The following is a 20,760-nucleotide window of genomic DNA, read 5'->3' as shown; positions in this document are numbered from 1 at the left end:
ATCACCGATGAGAGGCCCGGCAGGCGCAAAGCGGGGCGCCAATGCGCCCCGCCAGTTGGTCATTAGCCGATCTTACTCGATCCAGCCCATTTCCTTGTAGTATTTGGCAGCGCCATCATGCAGCGGCGCCGACAGGCCGTCCTTGATCATCTCTTCCGGCTTCAGGTTGGCAAAGGCCGGGTGCAGCTTCTTGAAGGCGTCGAAGTTTTCAAAGACCGATTTCACCACCGCATAGACCGCGTCTTCAGACACGTCGGTCGAGGTCACGAAGGTCGCGCCCACACCGAATGTCTTGGTGTCTTCGTCAGACCCACGGTACATGCCGCCCGGGATCGTCGCAGTACGATAGAAGGAGTTGTCGGCAACCAGTTTGTCGACGGCTTCCCCGTCCACGGTGACCAGAACCGAGTCACAAGCGGTGGTGGCTTCCTGGATCGAGCCAGAGGGGTGACCCACGGTGTAAACCATCGCGTCGATCTGGTTATCGCACAGGGCAGCGGATTGCTCGGCCGCCTTCAGTTCGGTCGCCAGGGCGAAATCTTCCATGCCCCAACCCTTGGCTTCCATCAGCACTTCCATGGTGCCGCGCTGACCGGAACCGGGGTTGCCGATGTTGACCCGCTTGCCTTTCAGATCGTCAAAGTTGCTGATGCCTGCATCGGCACGCGCCACAACGGTAAAGGGCTCGGGGTGGACCGAGAACACCGCGCGCAGACCTTCAAAGGCGCCCTGCTCTTCGAATTTGGAAGTGCCGTTATAGGCATGGTACTGCCAGTCGGACTGGGCAACGCCGAACTGCAGTTCACCTTCGCGGATGGTGTTGATGTTGTAGACCGAACCGCCGGTGGATTCGACGGCGCATTTGAAGCCGTGTTCCTTGCGGTTCTTGTTGACCAGACGGCAGATCGCGCCGCCCGTCGGGTAATAAACGCCGGTCACACCGCCGGTGCCGATGGTGATGAATTCCTGCGCCTGAGCAGCCGGAGCCATGAAGGCCGCGGTCACAAGCGCACCGATGGACAGTTTTGCGTGTTTCATCGTTTCTATACTCCCTTTTTCATTCTTGGTGACACTCTGCACCTCTGTGCGACTGTCAGCTCTCAATCAAAATCCGGAGACTGAACAGTCTGGCTCAGCAGGCAGGAACGCCCAACTCTTTTGCTAAAGTCTGCATATGCAATAGATAAAGCTCAGCTTCCGGCGCGCATCGGCGCCTGTCAACTCTGCCGTTTGGCGAAAGGGTTGAAAAACCGATCTTCCCGCATATGTGACGCCCTGCGTTGGATTTTCCCCGCTCTCAGCCAGACCCACCCGGATTCGCATAACTGTGGCAGAATGCCGCACCGAAATGCAAGACCTCTTCCTGCGTCAGGTTTCCACTTCCGGCACAGTTGAGCGGCTCCATAGGCGCGCTCTTGCACGGGTCAGAATTTTCCGCGAAAAAGTTCCAACACACCAATCCAGCCGTCCTGGCAGAAAGAGGCTCTCGTGAAGGTCAACGGAACCCCGTACCGGTCCCTGTGGTGGGAAGAGAATGCACAGGCTTTGCAGATCATCGACCAGCGCTGGCTGCCCTATGATTTCCGGATCGAACAGCTTGAGACTCTGGCAGAGTACTGCGAGGCGATCACCGGCATGCATGTACGCGGCGCGCCGCTGATCGGCGCCACCGCAGCCTACGGCATGGCGCTGGCTGCGCGTCTGGACCCTTCGGATGGCAATCTGGACGCCGCATGGGCGGCGCTGAACGCGACACGCCCGACGGCGATCAACCTGCGCTGGGCGCTGGACCGCTGCCTGAGCGCCCTGCGCCCGTTGGCCGAGGCAGAGCGCGCCACGGCGGCCCTGCAACTGGCCCATGACATTGCGGATGAGGATGTCGAGATCAACCGCAGAATCGGCCAACATGGCCTTGAAATCATTAAAGAGATTGCCGCGAAAAAACCGACGGGCGAGCCTGTCCGTCTGCTGACCCATTGCAATGCCGGGTGGATCGCAACCGTGGATTGGGGCACCGCCACCAGCCCGATGTATCAGGCCCATGATGCCGGTCTGGATATCCATGTCTGGGTCGATGAAACCCGTCCCCGAAATCAAGGTGCGCTCACCGCTTGGGAGCTCGGCAGCCACGGTATCTCCCACAGCTATATCACCGACAATGCCGGCGGCCATCTGATGCAGCACGGGCAGGTGGACATGGTGATCACCGGCACTGACCGAACCACCCGCAACGGCGATGTCTGCAACAAGATCGGTACCTATCTGAAGGCGCTGGCGGCACGGGACAACAACGTGCCCTTCTACGTGGCACTGCCCTCGCCGACCATCGACTGGACGGTTTCCGACGGCGTGCGTGAGATCCCGATCGAGGAACGCGCAGGCCGGGAGGTCAGCCATGTTCAGGGCGCCCTTCCGGATGGCATGATCGGCACGGTCGAGGTCACGCCGAAAGGCAGCGGCGTCGGCAACCCCGCCTTTGACGTGACCCCCAGCCGTCTGGTCACCGGGCTGATCACCGAACGCGGTGTCTGCGATGCCAGCGCCGAGGGGCTTGCCGGGCTATTCCCGGAGTTTGCAGCCTCTGGCGATCCGGCATGAGCGCGGCGCCCTACGCCGACACGCCCGAACTGCGGCAGGCAATCATCGACGCCTGCCTGTCGATGGAGCGCCAGCAGATCAATCAGGGCACCTCGGGCAATATCTCGGTGCGGATTGGGGACCAGATGCTGATCACCCCTTCGGGCGTGGATTACGCCCGGATGACGCCGGAGATGATCGTCGCGATGCCGCTGGACGACAGCGCCCCGGCGCCCGGACAAATGAAGCCTTCCTCGGAATGGCGGTTCCACCGCGATATTCTGCGCGACAAGCCTGCCGTTAACGCCGTGGTCCATGCGCATCCGGTCAATTGCACCGCGCTGGCGATGAACCGGACCGAGATTCCGGCCTGCCACTACATGATCGGCGCCTTTGGTGGTGATACGGTTCCGGTGGCAGATTACGCCCTGTTCGGCACTGCAGAGCTGTCTGATAATGTTCTGAATTCGCTGAAAAATCGGGCAGCCTGCCTAATGGCCAATCATGGTGCGGTTGTCATCGCAGACACGTTAAATCGGGCGCTATGGCGCATGGTGGAGCTGGAAACACTGGCCAAGGGCTATGTCACCAGCCTTTCGGTTGGACAGCCCCATATTCTGAACGGCGATGAAATGGCCAAGGTCATGGAGGCCTTTGCTGATTATGGTCTCAAAGATATCTGAGAGGTGATCCCAAAGCCGTCGCAGTCGGCTTTTCCTCTGGACATTTGCGACGCGTGGCGGAAGGCTGCCGGTTATTGAATCCAATATTCACCGACCCGAAGGACCCTTCATGACTGCCCCCCTCATCTTTGACGGCCACAACGATCTTCTGCTGCGCATTCATAGCGGAGCAGTCCCCGCCGGTCCTGATGGGTTTCTGGGCGGTGGCGGAAACCAGATCGATATGGAAAAGGCCCGGGCGGGCGGTTTCGGCGGCGGTTTCTTTGCCATCTATGTTCCAAACGAGAACACATCGCTAGATGAAACCGAGATGGACAAACCCGCCTATGATCTGCCCCTGCCAGAAATGGTCGATTGGCCCACGGCCAGCCGGGTTGCCTTGTCGCAGGCCTCAATCCTGATCAAGCTTGAACGTGCTGGCGCACTGGCCATCTGCCGCAGCACCGATGAGATCCGCGCCACCATGGCAGAAGGAAAACTGGCGGCCATCATGCACATGGAAGGCGCCGAGGCGATTGATCCCGATTTCCACATGCTGGACGTTCTTTATGCCTCGGGTCTCCGCTCGCTTGGGCCGGTGTGGAGCCGGGAAACCATCTTTGGCCACGGGGTGCCGTTCCGATACCCGTCAACCGGGGACACCGGGCCGGGACTGACGGCGGACGGCATCCGCTTGATCAAGAAATGCAATGACTTGCGGGTCCTTGTTGATCTTTCCCACCTGAACGAGGCGGGGTTCTGGGACGTCGCAAAACACAGCGATGCACCGCTGGTTGCCACCCATTCCAATGCCCATGCCATCAGCCCGCACAGCCGCAACCTGACCGACCGGCAGCTGCACGCGATCCGCGACAGCGATGGTATCGTGGGGCTCAATTTCGCCGTCGCCTTCCTGCGTGAAGACGGGCGGATGGATGAAAACACACCTATTGACCAGATGATCAAACAACTTGACTATCTGATGGAACAGCTGGGCGAAGATCGGGTCGGGCTTGGGTCTGACTTTGACGGCGCCACTGTTCCGGCCAAGATCAGCACGATCGCCGGTCTGCCGCATCTGCGCAGCGCCATGCAGGCGCGGGGCTATGATGCGGAGCTGATAACGAAACTCTGTCACGGCAACTGGATGCGGGTCCTCGACAAGACCTGGGGCCACACTAGCGCCGCCTGACTGGGCCGCCGCAAGGCAAAACAAAAAACCTAATAAAAACAGGGAGTTTACAAATGACAATTATGACACGTCTGATGGGCACGGCCGCGCTTGGCCTGGCTTTGGGTCTGACCACCCTGCCCGCCATGGCAGCAACACCCGACAATATGCTGGTGATCGCCAACCGGATCGACGACATCACCACGCTGGACCCGGCGCAAAGCTTTGAATTCGCGGGCTCCGATGTGCTGCGCAATGTCTATGGCAAGCTGGTGAACTTCGACCCCGAGAACCTGGATGCAGGATATCAGCCCGATCTGGCCGAAAGCTGGACCGTTTCCGAGGATGGCCGCACCATCACCTTCACCATGCGCGAAGGTGTGAAATTTCAGTCTGGCAACCCGGTCCGCGCCGAAGATGTTGCCTTTTCGCTGAAGCGCGTCGTCCTCTTGGACAAGACCCCGTCCTTCATCATCACCCAGTTCGGTTTCACCCCGGAGAATATCGACGAAACGATCAAGGTGGACGGCAACACCGTCTCCATCACCACTGACAAGCGCTACGCGACCTCCTTTGTGCTGAACTGTCTGACCGCAACCATCGGCGCCATCGTTGACGAGAAAACCGTCATGGCCAACGAGGTCGACGGCGATATGGGCAACACCTGGCTGGCGACCAACTCTGCCGGTTCCGGCCCCTACACCCTGACCAGCTGGAAACCGAAGGAAAGCGTCACCCTGACCGCGAACCCCGATTTTTACGGCGGCGAACCGGCCATGAAGCGGGTGATCGTCCGCCACGTGCAGGAAAGCGCCACCCAGCGCCTGATGCTGGAACGCGGTGACATCGACGTGGCCCGCAACCTGAACCCCTCTGATGTCGAAGGCGTACGCGCCGCGGATGGTGTTGAAATCCTCGAAGAGATGCGCGGTCGTCTGATGTATATCTCGATGAACCAGAAGCACCCGGAGCTGTCCAAACCCGAAGTCCGTCAGGCGCTGAAATACCTGATCGACTATAAAGGCATGGAAAGCAGCTTCCTGAAGGGCGCCTATGTGGTGCATCAGAACTTCCTGCCGAAAACCTATCTTGGCTCGGTCAACGAAAACCCCTTCTCACTGGATCTCGACAAGGCCAAGGCCCTGCTGGCCGAGGCAGGCGTTGATGGCATGGAGCTGACCGTGGGCGTGCGCGAAGCGCAGGAACGTCTGGAAATCGGCCAATCGCTGCAGAACACCTTTGCTCAGGCCGGGATCACGCTGAACCTCGAAGTCGGCACCGGCAAGCAGGTGCTGGGCAAGTACCGCGCGCGCGAGCTGGACATCTACCTGGGCGCATGGGGCCCGGACTATCCCGACCCCCATACCAATGCAGGCACCTTTGCCTACAACCCGGACAATTCGGATGAGGCAAACGCCACCGGTCTTCTGGCCTGGCGTAACGCCTGGGATACCGCTGGTCTAACCGAGAAAACGGCTGCCGCCGTGGTCGAAGGCGATACCGAGAAACGCGCCGAAATGTATCACGAGATCCAGGCCGAGTTCCGCGACAAGTCGCCCTTTGCGGTGATGTTCCAGAAGGTGGAGCAAGCCGGTGTGGCCGAGAACGTCGAAGGTCTCAGCCTTGGCGGCGCCATCACCGCGGTGTCCTACTGGTCCGTGACCAAGTAAATGACCACGTCGAACACCTATGTGAAGAGGCAGCCACGGCTGCCTCTTCCGGCATGGCTGCGGGGCGTGCTGGTCACCCTTCTGTCCATTTCCATCACCATGCTCGGGCTGTTGTTCGTGACCTTTGTTATTGGTCGCGTGATGCCCATTGATCCGGTTCTTGCGGTGGTCGGCGAACGCGCCACCGAGGCGCAATACGATGCCGTCTTTATTGAACTTGGGCTGGATAAGCCCCTGATCGTACAGTTTTTCTACTATGTCTCCGATGTACTGCGCGGCGATTTCGGCACCTCGCTGCTGACCGCACGGCCGGTTGCCGATGATATCGTCCGCGTCTTTCCGGCGACCTTTGAACTCGCCACCATCGGCATTCTCTTCGGCTGCCTTCTGGGCGTGCCGCTGGGCGTCGTAGCCGCGGTGAAGCGCGGCAGCTGGATCGACCAGATCGCCCGGGTTGTGGCGCTTGTGGGCTATTCGATGCCGATCTTCTGGCTGGGCCTGATGGGCCTGTTGCTGTTCTACGGCATTCTGGGTTGGGTCGGCGGACCCGGGCGTCAGGGCATCTTCTACGAGGACATGATCCCCGTCGTCACGGGCATGATCCTCTTGGATTCTGTTCTTGCCGGGGACTGGGGCGCTTTCTGGGATGCCTTTTCCCATATCGTTCTGCCTGCCTCGATCCTGGGTTATTACAGCCTCGCCTATATCAGCCGCATGACGCGCTCTTTCATGCTGGAGCAGCTATCGGCCGAATATGTCACCACCGCCCGCGTCAAAGGCATGAGCGAATGGGCCGTGGTCTGGCACCACGCCTTCCGCAACATCCGGGTGCAGTTGATCACGGTGATCGCGCTGAGCTATGCCAACCTTCTTGAAGGGTCGGTGCTGACCGAGATCATCTTCTCCTGGCCGGGCATTGGCAGTTATATCACCACCGCGCTGCTGTCTGCGGATATGAACGCTGTTCTGGGCGGAACCGTCGTGGTGGGCCTCGTGTTCATCTGCTTGAACGTGTTTTCCGACCTTCTCTACAAAGTCTTTGATCCGAGGTCCAAATGAGCAGTCAAACCGGAACGCTGCGCGACTGGCTTCTGTCAGATACGCCAACCTCGCGTCGGCAGGCCCGCTGGGCCGCCGTATACAAAGGCTGGCTGACGCTGAAATCCAACCATATGGCCATGGCGGGCCTTGCCATTATCGTAGCCCTGATCGCGCTGGCGATCTTTGCGCCGCTCATCGCCCCGCATGATCCTTTCGTTCAGGATCTTGGCAACCGCCTGCAACCGCTGGGCAGCGAGGGGCACCTTCTGGGGACGGATTCCCTTGGCCGCGATATCCTCAGCCGGTTGATCTGGGGCGCCCGGATCACCCTTTATATCGTTGCGCTGGTGGCGCTGATCGCGCCCATCGCCGGGCTTCTGGTGGGCACCGTGTCGGGCTATGCCGGGGGCTGGGTCGATGTGATCCTAATGCGGATCACCGATATCTTCCTCGCCTTTCCCCGTCTGGTTCTGGCGCTGGCCTTTGTCGCCGCGCTGGGTGCGGGCATCGAAAACGCCGTGCTCGCCATCAGCCTCACGGCCTGGCCGCCCTATGCACGCATGGCGCGCGCCGAGACGCTGACGATCCGCTCCTCGGATTATATCAGCGCCATTCGTCTGCAAGGCGCAGGCCCCTTGCGGATCATTATCAAACACATCTGGCCGCTGTGTATTTCTTCGCTGATCGTGCGGGTGACACTGGATATGGCCGGGATCATCCTGGCCGCTGCCGGCCTTGGCTTTCTGGGCCTTGGCGCACAGCCGCCCAGCCCGGAATGGGGCGCGATGATCTCCGAAGGGCGCCGGTTCATTCTGGATCACTGGTGGGTTGCCACCATGCCAGGCCTTGCCATTTTCACCGTCTCGCTTGCCTTCAACCTTCTGGGTGATGGCCTGCGCGATGTACTCGACCCAAAGGACAGCGCCTCATGAGCACGCTTCTGGACGTAAAGAACCTCTGGGTGAAATTCCCCACCCGCAACGGCGTGGTCGAAGCTGTGCGCGGCATCTCCTTCTCGCTGGGCAAGGAACGGCTTGGCATCGTTGGCGAAAGCGGCTCGGGAAAGTCCATGACCGGCCGCGCCATCCTGCGCCTGATCCGCCCGCCTGGGGTGATCGAGGCTGACCATATTTCCCTTCATGGTCAGAATCTTATGGATCTGAGCGAAAGCAAGATGCGCGCAGTGCGCGGGCAAAAAATCTCGATGGTGATGCAGGATCCCAAGTTCTCGCTGAACCCGGTCATGACCATTGGCGATCAGATCATCGAAGCCCACCGTCTGCACGCGAAATCCTCGCGCAGCGAGGCGCGCGCGAAGGCCATCGAGATGCTGGAGGCGGTGTCGATCCGCGATCCCGAACGGGTAATGAAAGCTTACCCGCATGAGATGTCCGGCGGCATGGGGCAGCGCATCATGATCGCCATGATGCTGATCCCGAACCCGGAAATCCTGATCGCGGATGAACCGACCTCGGCGCTCGACGTCTCGGTTCAGGGGCAGGTTCTGTCGATCATGGACAAGCTGGTGAAGGACCGCGGCATGGGGCTGATCTTCATCAGCCACGATCTGAACCTTGTGTCGCAATTCTGCGACCGGGTGCTAATCATGTATGCCGGGCGCATTGTCGAGGTCTGCGATGCCGACAAGCTGCACGAGGCGCAACACCCCTATACCCGGGGGCTGCTTGGCTCCCTGCCCCGGTTCGATGCGCCCCGCGCGCGGCTGGACGTGTTGCAACGGGATCCCGCCTGGCGCGATGCCCCCAGCGTGGAGGCCCGCGCATGAGCACCCCTTCCAAAGACATCGCGCTGAAGATTGAGGACCTGAACGTTTATTTCGGCGATCACCACGACCTGTTTCAGGCGGTCAAATCCGCCAGTTTTACCGTTGAAAAGGGCGCCAGTTTCGGTCTTGTCGGCGAAAGCGGGTCGGGCAAATCGACCATCCTGAAGGCGCTGACCGGTCTTGCTCCGCAGTGGGAAGGACATATGCATGTCGCCGGGCAGGATCTGGGCCGCAAGCGCGACCGGACCTTCTATCGGACCGTGCAGATGGTTTTTCAGGACCCCTATGCCTCTTTGCATCCGCGCCAGTCGGTGGATCAGGTTCTGTCAGAAACGCTGCACCTGCACGGGTTCACGGATATCGACGACCGGGTGGATCAGTTGCTGCGGGATGTGGGTCTTGGCCCGGCCTTCCGCTTTCGCTATCCGCACCAGCTGTCCGGTGGTCAGCGCCAGCGTGTGGCCATTGCCCGCGCCCTGGCGCCAGAGCCGCAGATCCTGCTTCTGGACGAGCCGACCTCGGCGCTGGATGTGTCAGTTCAGGCTGAAATCCTAAACCTTCTGAGTGACTTGCGCAAGGAGCATCACCTAACCTACATCATGGTCTCTCATGATCTGGCGGTGGTGGCTCATATGTGTGACAGGGCCGCGGTGATGCAAAACGGCGAGATAGTCGAGATCCTCAGCATCGACGACATGCGGAACGACCGCTCCAGTCACGACTATACGCGGCACTTGCTGGCGGCCTCAGCCAACCGGGTGGCCTGACGACCATGGCGGAAATCGGAACTGTTGAACCCATCGCACAGGGCGGCCTGCTGAAAGGCCGCCCTGTGCGGCTGTATGTGCTCGATTTCGGGCTGTTCCGGGTCCATTCAAACGGGCGCAAGATCGGCATCTGTGGCTATCTGATCCAGACAGATGCGGGCGAGAACGTGCTGATCGATTCAGGGTTTCCCGCCAAATACGCCACGGACCCTGCGCAGGCGAGCGAGGAGGATCGGCTTTATGAGTTCGGCGAGGTGCTTGATTGTCAGCCGCACCACCTGCCCGCCGCGCAACTGGCCCTCGTCGACGTGCAGCCCAAGGACATTGACCTCTTCGTGCTGACCCACACTCATATCGACCATATCGGTGGCATCTCTGATTTCCTGCAGGCGCCGATGGTGATTTCGAAACGGGAACGCGACCTGCCGCAACCGCTTTACTGGGGAAACCAACGCCCGCTGGACTGGCCGGACCGTCGCTACCTTACGCTGACCGAAGATACCAAGGTCGGACCGGGCTTTGAGCTGCTGATGGCGCCCGGCCATGCACCGGGGCAAATCGCGGCGCTTCTGTCCCTGCCTGAGAGCGGCGACGTCCTGCTGACTTCGGATGCGATATCCCGCCCGGCCGAAGTTGATGAAGGCTTTGATACCGCACCTGATCCGCAGCTGGCCACGCAAAGCGCCCGTCGCCTGCTGGACCTTGCCACAGCACGCGATGCGATGGTGATTTATGGACATTGCCCGACCCAATGGCCCGACCTGAAAAAGGCGCCGTATTACTTTGCCTGACGGCGATTTTCACGCACGCAAAACATCGCACACGGGCTGCTGAAAAATTGGACGCCCCGCGCAGGGCGCGCCTGTTTTCCGGGCCTGCCAATCTGGATAGGCTTGGCCTTGCAGGCTGCAACATGTTTGACTGCCTGTCATGACAGAACCCACCCGATCCCTACATCGCGCAATCAGCAGCCGCATCGCGCGGATCTATCCCGGTCTCAACGCGGATAATCTTGCCACGCAGATCAACCAGGCCTTCTGGCCGGATCCGTTCAAACGCCGCAAACGCGCCCGCACCCCGGGCAACCGGATGTGGAGCGAAGCGGACGCGCTGGTCATCACCTATGGCAATTCCATCGTGGACGGGCAGCACAAGCCGCTGGATCTGCTGAATGATTTCCTGCGCCGCTATTGTGACGGCTGGCTCAACAGCGTGCATATCCTACCGTTCTTTCCCTATACCTCGGATGATGGCTTCGCGGTGTCGGATTTCTGCAGCGTCAATCCGCAGCTGGGCGACTGGAGCGATATCAACCGGATCGCAGATGAGTTCACTCTGATGTCGGATCTGGTGCTCAACCATGTCTCCAGCCAGGGCGCGTGGTTCAACGCCTACAGGCAAGGACAGGCGCCCTATGACAAGTACTTTTTCGAGGCCAGTCCAGAGGATGATCTGAGCGCCGTAGTCCGCCCACGCACCACGCCGCTGCTGCAGGAGGTCGAGACAAGCAACGGGACGCGTCACGTCTGGTGCACCTTCTCACACGACCAGATCGATCTGGATTTCCGTAACCCGGAGGTTCTGCTGGAATTCCTGCGTATCATTCGCCTGCATCTGGACAATGGCGTGCGGATGATCCGGCTCGACGCGGTGGCCTTCCTGTGGAAGGAGGTCGGCACCCCCTCAATCCACCTGCCCCAGACTCATGAGATCATCAAACTGATCCGGCTTTTGTGCGACAACACCGCGGAAAAGGTGGTGCTGATCACCGAAACCAACGTGCCCAAATCGGAGAACCTCAGCTATTTCGGCGCCCGTGATGAGGCGCATATGATCTACAACTTCCCGCTGCCGCCGCTGATCCTGCACGCGATGATGGCCGGGGATGCCACCCATCTGGTGCAGTGGCAAAAAGCGATGCCACCAGCGCCGCTGGGATGCGCCTATTTCAACTTTACCGCCAGCCATGACGGCATCGGCATGCGCCCCGCCGAAGGATTGCTGAGCCACGAGGAACAGGCGCGGATGATCGAAACGGTGCGCCACGCGGGAGGGATGGTTTCGATGCGGGCGCTGCCTTGTGGCGGCGAGTCCCCCTATGAGCTCAACACCACATTCTACGAGGCGCTCACAGAAACCTTTGACGGGCCGGATGCCTTTCATTTTGAACGGTTTATCTGCTCTCAGACCATCGTGATGTCGCTGGAGGGTATTCCCGCCTTCTATATTCACTCCCTGCTGGCGACGCCAAATGATCACGAGGCGGTGAAGAAACGCGGCATGAACCGGGCGATCAATCGGCACCGCTGGGACTACACCGAGCTGCGCGGCCTTCTGGACGATGAAACCAGCCTGCAGGCCCGCGTGATGCGAGAATTGCGCGCGCGGCTGGAACTGCGCAAGATGCAGTCCGCCTTTCATCCTAATGCCACGCAATTCACGCTCAATTCGGGGGATGACCGGGTCTTTACCCTGTGGCGGCAAAGCCTTGATCGCGGACAGTCCATGTTTGCCCTGCACAACGTCAGCAAGGATGAAATCGCGCTGCCATCCTACCATCTGAACCTGATCGAGGATGACACCTGGGTCGACATTCTGACAGGCGAGCATCTGGCGATGATGGATGGCACCATCACCCTCGCGCCCTATCAGTGCCGCTGGATTACAAACGTCAACTAACGCCCTGCAACCACGGCAATATCACTGAAATTCCGCCGTGTCCTGCGCCGCTGCGGCATGCATGTCCCGCAGGAAGGCCGGGTCTGCGGCATGCACCCGGCTCCATGTCGGGATGAAGGGCGTCTCATGCGGATTATCGAGAAAGAACTGCCCGGCCCGCATGATGTTCTCGGCAAAGAGCTCGATCGAGCGTTCCTCGCTGTGGCGGTCGATGCTGAGACCGTTCATCTTGGCATCGGCGTAATAGGCCTCTAGCAGGTCAAGCGCGCTGCGGTAATAGGTGGCTTTCAGGGTGCGGAAGACATTGGTGGTAAAGACCGTGCCATCCGCCGCCAGTTTGCGGAAGATCGATTTGCAGATATCCACCGACATCCGGTTCAGCCCTGCCTCAGCGTCTTCCGGGCTCAGCTCCTGATGTTTGTGATCATAGGAATCGGCGATTTCGACCTGACAGACGGCCTTGGGCGCCAGGTTGCGCCAGGCCTCGGAGAGCACTCCAATCTCCAGCCCCCAGTCCGAGGGGATCCGGAGATCCGGCAGAATGCTGGTGCGCATCGCGAATTCCCCGGACAAGGGATAGCGGAAGCTGCGCAGGTAATCGATGTAGTCGCGGTCCCCGATCACCCGTTTAAGCGCGATCAGCAGCGGGCTGACCAGAAGGCGCGTCACCCGCCCGTTCAGCCGGTCCTGTCCGACGCGGGCATAAAACCCTTTGGCCACCTGATAGGGAAAGTTGGGGTTCGCCACCGGGTAAACCAGCCGCGCCAAAAGCTCGTTCGTGTAGGTCAGGATATCGCAGTCGTGAATTGCCATGACCGAGCTGTCTTCGCAGCTCATCAGATAGCCAAGCGACGACCAGACGTTCTTGCCCTTACCCTGCTCGGTCGGAGCTAGACCCATCGCCTCCAGCCGCGCGCCAAGCGCCTTCATCCGAGGGCTGTCGTTCCAGATCACCACGTGGTTCTGGTTCAGATCCTTGAAGAACTTCTGGGCATGGCGAAACTGCGCCTCATCGGCCCGGTCCAGCCCCACCACGATGCGGTGCAGGTAACGGACCTTGGACAGCTCGGCCACGATATTGGGCATCGCCTCAGTTTCCAGCTCGGAATAGAGACAGGGCAGGATTAGGGAAATTTTTCGTGATTGGGCAAAGGTTTCCAACTCATAGTTCATTTCCTCCAGCGATCGGGTCCGCAGATTGTGCAGCGTCGTGATATTCCCGTTCTGATGAAAATCTACCATGCGGATGTCCGTTCCTATGCCTTGGTTTCTAGCCGGTTCAACAGGTCCATCATGGCCCTGTTCCAGCCCGAAGGCCCAGCCTCTTTTGTTCGAATTATGCGGCCTGTGCGCTCTGTGGCCAAGGGCGGCAATGCCGCACGATGCGGATTGGCGATGATGACGCCGAATTCTGCGGCTTCCAGCATCTCGACATCGTTTGGCGCATCCCCCAACGCCACAGTGTGCCGGGCAGGATAGCGTGACAGGACCTCGGCCATCTGGTCCGCCTTGGTGCCCCCAAAGGACAGGGTCAGGAACCGCCCGCCATATCGCGCAGAAACACCGAGATCCGCCAACGCTGTTTCAAACTGCGCCCGCTCCGCCTCGGTGCCGCTCCAGATCCCCGGTTCGGAAAACAGCCGCTCGGCAGCACGGGCAGCATCTGCCTGCGGCAGGCCGGTGATCTTTGCAATCTCCGCCACGGACATATCGCCAAACCCCCGGAACTTCTGGCGCAGGTCATCTGGAACCCGATCCAGCGCCGCGCGCAGATCACCATAGATCGGCAGGTCGTTCTGCCCCAGCAAGCCAGCGCCGTTTTCAACGATCGCGGGCCAGCTTGAAAGACCCATTTTCCGTTGTAAAACAGTTATTTCCGATGCAGTCTTGCTGCTGGCCAGAACCACAGCCGCGCCCATTTTCGCCAGTCGATCAAGGGCGGGAACAGCGGCCTGCCAGGAATAGCTGTCATGATCCAGAAGCGTCCCATCCAGATCGGAAAACACGACCAATGGCAGCGGTTCTTGCATCGGCTCCACTATCCTAGTGTCCGGCAGGCGATTTGCCGGTCACAGCCGCCAACAACGGCGCAATCACCTTGGTCGCCACAGGGATCAGCACCATGCCCAGAGCCACGCCAAAGACCCCGTCCATCGCGGCCTTTGCCGACCATTCCACTGCCCCGGTCCAGCCTGCAGGCACCGCGTGACCAATGGCATAGGCCCAGTCGTGGATCAGATGCCCCACCCCGCCAAAGCCAAGCTCCTCCAGCCCATGAATAACGATGGAGCCGCCCACCCAGAGCATTGCAGCGGTCCCCACGATAGTCAGCAGCTTCATGAAGCCGGGCATAGCGTGGACCAGACCGCGCCCCAGCGCCTGCGTCAGGCCCAGACGCCCATTCTGCGCCATGTAAAGCCCCACATCGTCTGCCTTCACGATCAGCGCGACCGAGCCATAGACGGCCACGGTAATACCAAGGCCCACCAGCGCCAGCGTCGCCGCCTCCATCCAGATCGTTCCCTCCGGAATGGCCGAAAGGGCGATGGTCATGATCTCAGCCGAGAGGATAAAATCGGTCTTGATTGCACCAGCGGCCTTTTCTTCTTCGAGATGCGCCGGATCGCCCGGCTTATCCTCGGGGAAGACATGGGTTTCGTCATGGGGCACAAGGGCATGATAGATCTTCTCGGCGCCTTCAAAACAAAGATAGGCACCGCCAAGCATCAACAGTGGCGAAATCAACCAGGGCGCCAGATTGGCCAGCAGCAGGCCGATGGGCAACAGGATCACCAGCTTGTTCTTGACCGAGCCCTTGGCGATCCTCCAGATGATCGGCAATTCGCGTTCGGCGGCAAAGCCATGCACGTATTTCGGAGTCACCGCGGCATCGTCGATCACCGCCCCGGCAGCCTTGGCGCCCGCCTTGGCTGCCTGCGCCGCAACATCGTCGACCGAGGCCGCCGCCACCTTGGCAATGCCTGCCACATCATCCAGCAGCGCCAGCAAACCGCTCATCGAACATCCCCTCGTAAACCTGCCTTTATTTGCACCCTATCCGATCCACCAGCACAGGCAAGCCGAAGCCCGGGCACGACAGCCCGGGGATTCCCGGCGCATGGCGGCCTGCCCAAATCGTTATCGCCACCGGTCGAAAACCGTTAACGCCACCGGTCTAGTTTTGCGCTAACATGCTGTCATTTCGGCCTTTTTGCCTCTTTAGGGATTTACATAACGGGTCTATATCCGGCGCAAGTTTTGCTCGCCAGGAGACACAGGAATGACCATCAAAGTCGGGATCAACGGTTTTGGCCGCATCGGCCGCTGCACCCTGTCACACATCGCAGCCTCGGGCCGTGACGACATCGAAGTGATCAAGGTCAACGCGACCGGTCCGCTGGAAACCGCAGCCCACCTGATCAAGTACGACTCCGTGCATGGCCGTTTCCCCGGCGAGGTCAGCATTGGCGACGGCACCATGAACCTGGGCCGCGGCGACATGCAGATGTTCTCGACCTACGACATGAATGAGCTGGACTGGGACGGCTGCGACGTCGTTCTGGAATGCACCGGCAAATTCAACGACGGTGAAAAAGCCAAGGCGCACCTGGAGCGCGGCGCAGGCAAGGTGCTGCTCTCCGCCCCCGGCAAGAACGTCGACAAGACCATCGTCTATGGCGTCAACAGCGACCAGCTGACCGCCGCGGACCGCATGGTGTCGAACGGCTCCTGCACCACCAACTGCCTAGCCCCGATCGCCAAGGTCCTGGACGAAGGTGTCGGCATCGAAAGCGGCATCATGACCACGATCCACGCCTATACAGGCGACCAGCCGACGCTGGACCGCCGCCACAAGGATCTGTACCGCGCCCGCGCGGCAGCCATGTCGATGATCCCCACCTCCACCGGTGCAGCCAAGGCTCTGGGTGAGGTTCTTCCCAACCTCAAAGGCCGCCTGGACGGTTCCGCCATCCGCGTGCCCACGCCGAATGTTTCCGCCGTGGACCTGACCTTCCGCGCTGCCAAGGAAGTGACCGCCGAGGAAATCAACGCGCTGGTCGCCGAAGCCTCCAAGGGTGCGATGGCCGGTGTTCTGGGCTATGAGCCCGCGCCGCTGGTCTCCACCGACTTCAACCACTCCAGCGAAAGCTCAATCTTCGCACCGGATCAGACCCGCGTGGTCGAAGGCCGCATGGTGCGCGTCCTGTGCTGGTACGACAACGAATGGGGCTTCTCGGTACGTATGGCTGACGTGGCAACCGCGATGGGCCGCCTTAGCTAAGCCCCGTCACGGACTTGAGATTTAGCGCCCGGTCAGGCATATCTGACCGGGCGTTTCTTTTTGGCGGACAGCTATGACCAATCAAATTGCTATTGTCATGGGGATTATCCTGACAGCCGCCATCGCCATCGACGTGGCGCTGTTCGGCAGCGAGCACATGGTGTTTCTCGGCAAGAAGCTGTTCGAACTGATCGACTGGGTTGCGTTCTGGCGCTAAGGCGCGCGTCACCCGCTGCACAGCATTTGACCCATTGGCCCAATAGAAAAAGCCGGGCGAGGCGCCCGGCTTTGTAATTTCGCGGCGGAGCAATGCCCCATGCCCTATCAGAAAACTTCAGACCAGCCTATTTCGAAAGCCGCTTACGAAGTTCGTCGTTGACCTGGGGCGTTACGAATTTCGACACATCGCCATCCAGCCGCGCGATTTCCTTCACCAGTTTCGAGGCAATCGCCTGATGACGCGCCTCGGCCATCAGGAAGACCGTTTCAATCGAGCTGTCCAGGGCCCGGTTCATGCCAACCATCTGGAATTCATACTCAAAGTCCGCAACCGCCCGCAGGCCCCGCACGATGATCTGCGCGCCAACATCGCGGGCGCAGTGGATCAGCAGGTTCTCAAACGGGTGCGCGACGATCTCGGTGCCGGTTTCCTCTGACAGGGAGGCACATTCGGCCTCGATCATGGCAACACGCTCTTCCAGATCGAAAAGCGGTCCCTTGTCCCGGTTGATCGCCACACCGATCACCAGTTTGTCCACCAATGCGCTGGCGCGGCGGATGATGTCGATATGGCCCAAAGTGATCGGATCAAATGTGCCGGGGTACAAGCCTATACGCATTGGGGGCCCTCCTGCCTCCTCAGAACTCGCGCGCACGCAAACATATTTGCGCCTGTCCTGACAAGAGGGGGAAAATACGGAAACACCAGTTCCGGCACGTCATCTGGCAAGAAAATTTCGCCGAGGCTTAATGCCCCATGATCATGCCTTCCAGAGCGTCCTTTTCCATCGCGACTTCGGCCAGCTTGGCCTTCACCACATCGCCCAGCGAAATCAGACCGACCATCTTGCCGCCTTCGACCACAGGCATGTGGCGGAACCGGCCCTCGGTCATCTGCTGCAGGATATCTTCGACATTGGATTCGCTGGTGCAGGTCACCAGCTTGCTGGTCATGTAGTCCTTGACTTTGCAGGTCAGGCAGCCAGACCCACTTTTGCCTAGCTCACGCACGATATCGCGCTCGGACAGGATCCCCTCAGCCGTCTCATTGTCGGAAGACACCACCACGGTCCCGATGCCTTTCTCCGCCAATAGCTTGGCCGCGTCAGAAACCGGAGCCTCAGGAGAAATCGTTACCACCCCGGCGCTTGCCTTGGATTTCAAAATCGATTGAACCAGCATAAATTCTCCTCCACTCGTAATTTTCTTGCGTAAATACAAGCGTTGCCGCAATGCAGATCCAAGTCAAGAACATGTCCAGTCAGTTTTGGAAATAGCTGCGACAATTTGGCAGGAAAGCCGCGGCAGATCCAGCGTCAGGGCAGCAGATCCAGCGTCAGGTCAGCAGATCCAGCGTCAGGTCAGTGCCTCCAGCCGCGCGACCTCGTCGCGGATCCCCTTGGACAGCGCCTGCGCAAACCGGTTCAGACGCTCGCTGCGCTGATCACCCTGATGGCGCACCAGATAGAAACTGCGCGACAGGCTGATCTTGTCGGTCAGCACCTTACGCAAGACCCTATGCGCAGGCAGTGAAAAATCATGCGCCACACAAAGCGCAGTGCCCTCGGCCGCCAGTTTGATTTGTACCGAGACCGAGTTGGAGGCCAGCGCCACCCGCTCCACACCCAGATCGCTGAGGTAATCCAGCTCCCGGTCAAAGATCATGTCCGGGATATAGCCGATCATCCGGTGCCCCTTCAGATCCTCAAGTTTTTCCAGCGGCGGGTGCTCACGCAGATAGTGACGCGACCCCACAAGATGAAGTTTGTAATCCGTGATCTTCTGAACCAGCAGCTGCCCGGCAGTGGGCGCGCTGACGGTCACGGCCATATCCGCCTCGCGGCGCGACAGGTTGATGACCCGCGGCAAGGCAACGATCTGAATATCGAGATCGGGGTTTTCGGCGCCAATCGCGGCGCAGACCTGCGGCAGGATATAATTGGCGCTGCCATCCGGCGCCCCGATGCGGATCTGCCCCGACAGCGTGTCGCTGGGACCGCTCAGCGCCTCCTGCCCGGCGCGCATCGCCTGTTCGGCGGTCTCTGCATGGGTCAGCAACCGGTCCCCAGCCGCACTCAGCGCATAACCCTGCGGGGATTTGACGAACAATGGGGTGTCCAATGCAGCCTCGAACCGGGCGATACGCCGCCCGACGGTCGCGGGGTCCATCTTGAGCACCCGCCCGGCACCGGACAGGCTGGCCTCGCGCGCGACCGCGAGAAACACTTTCATATCATCCCATTGTGGGTCCATGCCGGGATCCTCCTCGACGTTCCTGTACCTTATGTTCTTGCCCTGCGATTAACACTTGCGTTCTTGCAAAGCCTTTTTGAAATCTTTCCCCTTTTCCGGTGTTTTTTGCAAGTCTATGTTGCCGCCAAAGCGTATAGGGAGGAATCCGATGCAAGAACTCACCCATTATATCAACGGCGAACACGTCAAAGGCACGTCCGGCCGTTTTGCAGATGTCTTCAACCCGGCAACCGGTGAAGTGCAGGCCAAGGTGCCGCTGGCCTCCAAGGACGAGATGGAACAGGCCGTGGCCATCGCAGCCGCCGCACAGCCCGCATGGGCCGCCGTCAACCCGCAGCGCCGCGCTCGCGTCATGATGAAATTCGTCGGCCTGCTGAACCGCGACATGGACAAGCTTGCCGAAGCGCTGAGCCGCGAGCACGGCAAGACCCTGCCCGATGCGGCTGGTGATGTGCAGCGTGGTCTGGAAGTGGTCGAATACTGCATCGGCGCGCCGGAGCTGCTGAAAGGTGACTACACCGACAGCGCCGGGCCGGGCATCGACATGTACTCCATGCGTCAGGCCCTGGGCGTCACCGCGGGTATCACCCCGTTCAACTTCCCGGCGATGATCCCGATGTGGATGTTTGCCCCGGCCATCGCCTGCGGCAACGCCTTCATCCTGAAACCGTCCGAGCGTGATCCCTCCGTTCCGCTGATGCTGGCAGAACTGATGGAAGAAGCTGGTCTGCCCAAGGGCATCCTGCAGGTCGTCAACGGCGACAAGGAAGCCGTGGACGCGATCCTTTACAACGACACCATCCAGTCGGTCGGGTTCGTGGGGTCCACCCCGATTGCCGAATACATCTACGGCACCGGCTGTGCCCAAGGTAAGCGCGTACAGTGCTTTGGCGGCGCCAAGAACCACATGATCATTATGCCCGATGCGGACATGGATCAGGCCGCAGACGCGCTGATCGGCGCAGGCTACGGTGCTGCTGGTGAACGCTGCATGGCAATCTCGGTTGCGGTTCCTGTCGGTGAAGAAACCGCCGACCGCCTGATCGACAAGCTGGTTCCGCGTATCGAAAAGCTGAAAGTCGGCCCCTACACCGCAGGCAACGATGTGGACTATGGTCCCGTTGTCACCGCCGCCGCCAAGGAAAACATCCTGCGGCTGGTAGAATCCGGTGTCGAGCAAGGCGCAAAGCTGGTGGTCGATGGTCGTGACTTCAACCTGCAGGGTTATGAAGACGGCTTCTTTGTCGGCCCGCACCTGTTCGACAACGTCACCACCGACATGGATATCTACAAGAAAGAGATCTTTGGCCCGGTTCTGTCCACCGTGCGCGCCAAGACCTACGAAGAGGCGCTTGGCTATGCCATGGACCACGAGTACGGCAACGGCACCGCGATCTTTACCCGCGACGGCGACACCGCGCGTGATTTCGCCAACCGGATCAACATCGGCATGGTCGGCATCAACGTGCCGATCCCGGTTCCGCTGGCCTATCACACCTTTGGTGGCTGGAAGAAATCCGCATTCGGCGACCTGAACCAGCACGGCCCGGACGCGTTCAAGTTCTACACCCGGACCAAGACCATCACCTCGCGCTGGCCCTCGGGCATTCGCGAAGGCGGCGAGTTCAACTTCAAGCCAATGGACTGATCTAG

20 protein-coding genes are annotated in these 20,760 nt (G+C 60.1%); 13 read left to right on the top strand and 7 right to left on the bottom strand.

All coding sequences use genetic code 11. From position 1 onward, the window contains the following. Positions 1–72: 72 nt before the first annotated feature. The gene (locus tag SM766_RS00290) at positions 73–1,038 is read right to left on the bottom strand and encodes a TAXI family TRAP transporter solute-binding subunit (protein WP_368946539.1); all 966 of its coding nucleotides are present in this window, start codon (positions 1,036–1,038) and stop codon (positions 73–75) included. 450 nt (positions 1,039–1,488) lie between these two features. On the opposite strand from SM766_RS00290, the gene mtnA reads away from it, so the two are divergent. From mtnA to SM766_RS00240, 10 genes are all read left to right on the top strand, one after another. After that, a complete protein-coding gene (mtnA, locus tag SM766_RS00285; protein WP_368946538.1) occupies positions 1,489–2,598 on the top strand; it encodes an S-methyl-5-thioribose-1-phosphate isomerase in 1,110 nt (369 codons plus the stop codon). Further along, positions 2,595–3,260, top strand: coding sequence for a class II aldolase/adducin family protein (locus tag SM766_RS00280; protein ID WP_368946537.1), 666 nt, complete (start codon positions 2,595–2,597; stop codon positions 3,258–3,260). The genes mtnA and SM766_RS00280 overlap by 4 nt, the downstream gene beginning before the upstream one ends. 109 nt (positions 3,261–3,369) lie before the next feature. Then, entirely contained in the window at positions 3,370–4,431 is a 1,062-nt protein-coding gene (locus SM766_RS00275; RefSeq protein ID WP_368946536.1) for a dipeptidase, read from the top strand. 53 nt (positions 4,432–4,484) lie between these two features. Further along, entirely contained in the window at positions 4,485–6,080 is a 1,596-nt protein-coding gene (locus SM766_RS00270; protein ID WP_368946535.1) for an ABC transporter substrate-binding protein, read from the top strand. Next, positions 6,081–7,139, top strand: a complete 1,059-nt coding sequence (locus tag SM766_RS00265; RefSeq protein ID WP_065270360.1) for an ABC transporter permease — start codon at positions 6,081–6,083, stop codon at positions 7,137–7,139. Beyond that, complete coding sequence (locus SM766_RS00260; RefSeq protein WP_065270361.1) at positions 7,136–8,053, top strand: ABC transporter permease; 918 nt, start codon at positions 7,136–7,138, stop codon at positions 8,051–8,053. The genes SM766_RS00265 and SM766_RS00260 overlap by 4 nt, the downstream gene beginning before the upstream one ends. Continuing rightward, positions 8,050–8,907, top strand: a complete 858-nt coding sequence (locus SM766_RS00255; protein ID WP_368946534.1) for an ABC transporter ATP-binding protein — start codon at positions 8,050–8,052, stop codon at positions 8,905–8,907. Before SM766_RS00260 ends, SM766_RS00255 begins: the two co-directional genes overlap by 4 nt. After that, positions 8,904–9,674 carry an ABC transporter ATP-binding protein gene (locus SM766_RS00250; RefSeq protein ID WP_274866489.1) on the top strand — a complete coding sequence of 257 codons (771 nt, stop codon included), beginning with the start codon at positions 8,904–8,906 and terminating at the stop codon, positions 9,672–9,674. The genes SM766_RS00255 and SM766_RS00250 overlap by 4 nt, the downstream gene beginning before the upstream one ends. A 5-nt stretch (positions 9,675–9,679) precedes the next feature. After that, positions 9,680–10,465 carry an N-acyl homoserine lactonase family protein gene (locus SM766_RS00245; protein WP_368946533.1) on the top strand — a complete coding sequence of 262 codons (786 nt, stop codon included), beginning with the start codon at positions 9,680–9,682 and terminating at the stop codon, positions 10,463–10,465. A gap of 139 nt (positions 10,466–10,604) precedes the next feature. Then, on the top strand, positions 10,605–12,353 hold the full coding sequence (locus tag SM766_RS00240; protein ID WP_368946532.1) for a sugar phosphorylase: 1,749 nt from the start codon (positions 10,605–10,607) through the stop codon (positions 12,351–12,353). 21 nt (positions 12,354–12,374) lie between these two features. On the opposite strand, the gene SM766_RS00235 is transcribed toward SM766_RS00240, so the two are convergent. The 3 genes from SM766_RS00235 to SM766_RS00225 are packed head-to-tail and all read right to left on the bottom strand — an operon-like array spanning position 12,375 to position 15,371. Continuing rightward, a complete protein-coding gene (locus SM766_RS00235) occupies positions 12,375–13,595 on the bottom strand; it encodes a glycosyltransferase family protein (RefSeq protein ID WP_065270366.1) in 1,221 nt (406 codons plus the stop codon). 14 nt (positions 13,596–13,609) lie between these two features. After that, on the bottom strand, positions 13,610–14,383 hold the full coding sequence (locus SM766_RS00230; RefSeq protein ID WP_368946531.1) for an HAD-IIB family hydrolase: 774 nt from the start codon (positions 14,381–14,383) through the stop codon (positions 13,610–13,612). 13 nt (positions 14,384–14,396) lie between these two features. Then, entirely contained in the window at positions 14,397–15,371 is a 975-nt protein-coding gene (locus tag SM766_RS00225) for a DUF808 domain-containing protein (protein ID WP_368946530.1), read from the bottom strand. Between the two features lie 262 nt (positions 15,372–15,633). On the opposite strand from SM766_RS00225, the gene gap reads away from it, so the two are divergent. Beyond that, positions 15,634–16,635 (top strand): type I glyceraldehyde-3-phosphate dehydrogenase, encoded by a 1,002-nt coding sequence (gap, locus tag SM766_RS00220; RefSeq protein WP_368946529.1) that lies wholly within the window; start codon positions 15,634–15,636, stop codon positions 16,633–16,635. 73 nt (positions 16,636–16,708) lie between these two features. Beyond that, positions 16,709–16,852, top strand: coding sequence for a hypothetical protein (locus SM766_RS00215; RefSeq protein ID WP_165832660.1), 144 nt, complete (start codon positions 16,709–16,711; stop codon positions 16,850–16,852). Between the two features lie 127 nt (positions 16,853–16,979). On the opposite strand, the gene coaD is transcribed toward SM766_RS00215, so the two are convergent. The 3 genes from coaD to SM766_RS00200 all read right to left on the bottom strand — a co-directional run bounded on the left by coaD (position 16,980) and on the right by SM766_RS00200 (position 19,107). Then, a complete protein-coding gene (coaD, locus tag SM766_RS00210; protein ID WP_065270370.1) occupies positions 16,980–17,474 on the bottom strand; it encodes a pantetheine-phosphate adenylyltransferase in 495 nt (164 codons plus the stop codon). A gap of 127 nt (positions 17,475–17,601) precedes the next feature. Continuing rightward, positions 17,602–18,036 carry a CBS domain-containing protein gene (locus SM766_RS00205; protein WP_274829256.1) on the bottom strand — a complete coding sequence of 145 codons (435 nt, stop codon included), beginning with the start codon at positions 18,034–18,036 and terminating at the stop codon, positions 17,602–17,604. Positions 18,037–18,210: 174 nt separating this feature from the next. After that, positions 18,211–19,107: a LysR family transcriptional regulator gene (locus tag SM766_RS00200; RefSeq protein WP_065270372.1), complete on the bottom strand. Its 897-nt coding sequence runs from the start codon at positions 19,105–19,107 to the stop codon at positions 18,211–18,213. A 148-nt stretch (positions 19,108–19,255) separates the two neighbouring features. On the opposite strand from SM766_RS00200, the gene SM766_RS00195 reads away from it, so the two are divergent. After that, complete coding sequence (locus SM766_RS00195) at positions 19,256–20,755, top strand: CoA-acylating methylmalonate-semialdehyde dehydrogenase (protein WP_274833708.1); 1,500 nt, start codon at positions 19,256–19,258, stop codon at positions 20,753–20,755. Positions 20,756–20,760: the final 5 nt, after the last annotated feature.

The organism is Pseudophaeobacter sp. A-200-2 (genome assembly GCF_041008815.1).
GTDB classification, from domain to species: Bacteria; Pseudomonadota; Alphaproteobacteria; order Rhodobacterales; family Rhodobacteraceae; genus Phycobacter; species Phycobacter gallaeciensis_A.
The sequence above is the reverse complement of the archived record's forward strand: the minus strand, read 5'-3'. Positions and strand labels throughout refer to the sequence as shown.

What these genes read in the sequence shown, in the direction of transcription:
- SM766_RS00235 (WP_065270366.1), bottom strand. Translation starts at nt 13,595, where the DNA reads ATGGTAGATTTTCATCAGAACGGGAATATCACGACGCTGCACAATCTG.
- SM766_RS00205 (WP_274829256.1), bottom strand. Translation starts at nt 18,036, where the DNA reads ATGCTGGTTCAATCGATTTTGAAATCCAAGGCAAGCGCCGGGGTGGTA.
- gap (WP_368946529.1), top strand. Translation starts at nt 15,634, where the DNA reads ATGACCATCAAAGTCGGGATCAACGGTTTTGGCCGCATCGGCCGCTGC.
- SM766_RS00245 (WP_368946533.1), top strand. Translation starts at nt 9,680, where the DNA reads ATGGCGGAAATCGGAACTGTTGAACCCATCGCACAGGGCGGCCTGCTG.
- SM766_RS00265 (WP_065270360.1), top strand. Translation starts at nt 6,081, where the DNA reads ATGACCACGTCGAACACCTATGTGAAGAGGCAGCCACGGCTGCCTCTT.
- SM766_RS00240 (WP_368946532.1), top strand. Translation starts at nt 10,605, where the DNA reads ATGACAGAACCCACCCGATCCCTACATCGCGCAATCAGCAGCCGCATC.
- SM766_RS00250 (WP_274866489.1), top strand. Translation starts at nt 8,904, where the DNA reads ATGAGCACCCCTTCCAAAGACATCGCGCTGAAGATTGAGGACCTGAAC.
- SM766_RS00230 (WP_368946531.1), bottom strand. Translation starts at nt 14,383, where the DNA reads ATGCAAGAACCGCTGCCATTGGTCGTGTTTTCCGATCTGGATGGGACG.
- SM766_RS00195 (WP_274833708.1), top strand. Translation starts at nt 19,256, where the DNA reads ATGCAAGAACTCACCCATTATATCAACGGCGAACACGTCAAAGGCACG.
- SM766_RS00260 (WP_065270361.1), top strand. Translation starts at nt 7,136, where the DNA reads ATGAGCAGTCAAACCGGAACGCTGCGCGACTGGCTTCTGTCAGATACG.
- SM766_RS00200 (WP_065270372.1), bottom strand. Translation starts at nt 19,107, where the DNA reads ATGGACCCACAATGGGATGATATGAAAGTGTTTCTCGCGGTCGCGCGC.
- SM766_RS00280 (WP_368946537.1), top strand. Translation starts at nt 2,595, where the DNA reads ATGAGCGCGGCGCCCTACGCCGACACGCCCGAACTGCGGCAGGCAATC.
- SM766_RS00270 (WP_368946535.1), top strand. Translation starts at nt 4,485, where the DNA reads ATGACAATTATGACACGTCTGATGGGCACGGCCGCGCTTGGCCTGGCT.
- SM766_RS00215 (WP_165832660.1), top strand. Translation starts at nt 16,709, where the DNA reads ATGACCAATCAAATTGCTATTGTCATGGGGATTATCCTGACAGCCGCC.
- SM766_RS00255 (WP_368946534.1), top strand. Translation starts at nt 8,050, where the DNA reads ATGAGCACGCTTCTGGACGTAAAGAACCTCTGGGTGAAATTCCCCACC.
- coaD (WP_065270370.1), bottom strand. Translation starts at nt 17,474, where the DNA reads ATGCGTATAGGCTTGTACCCCGGCACATTTGATCCGATCACTTTGGGC.
- SM766_RS00275 (WP_368946536.1), top strand. Translation starts at nt 3,370, where the DNA reads ATGACTGCCCCCCTCATCTTTGACGGCCACAACGATCTTCTGCTGCGC.
- SM766_RS00290 (WP_368946539.1), bottom strand. Translation starts at nt 1,038, where the DNA reads ATGAAACACGCAAAACTGTCCATCGGTGCGCTTGTGACCGCGGCCTTC.
- SM766_RS00225 (WP_368946530.1), bottom strand. Translation starts at nt 15,371, where the DNA reads ATGAGCGGTTTGCTGGCGCTGCTGGATGATGTGGCAGGCATTGCCAAG.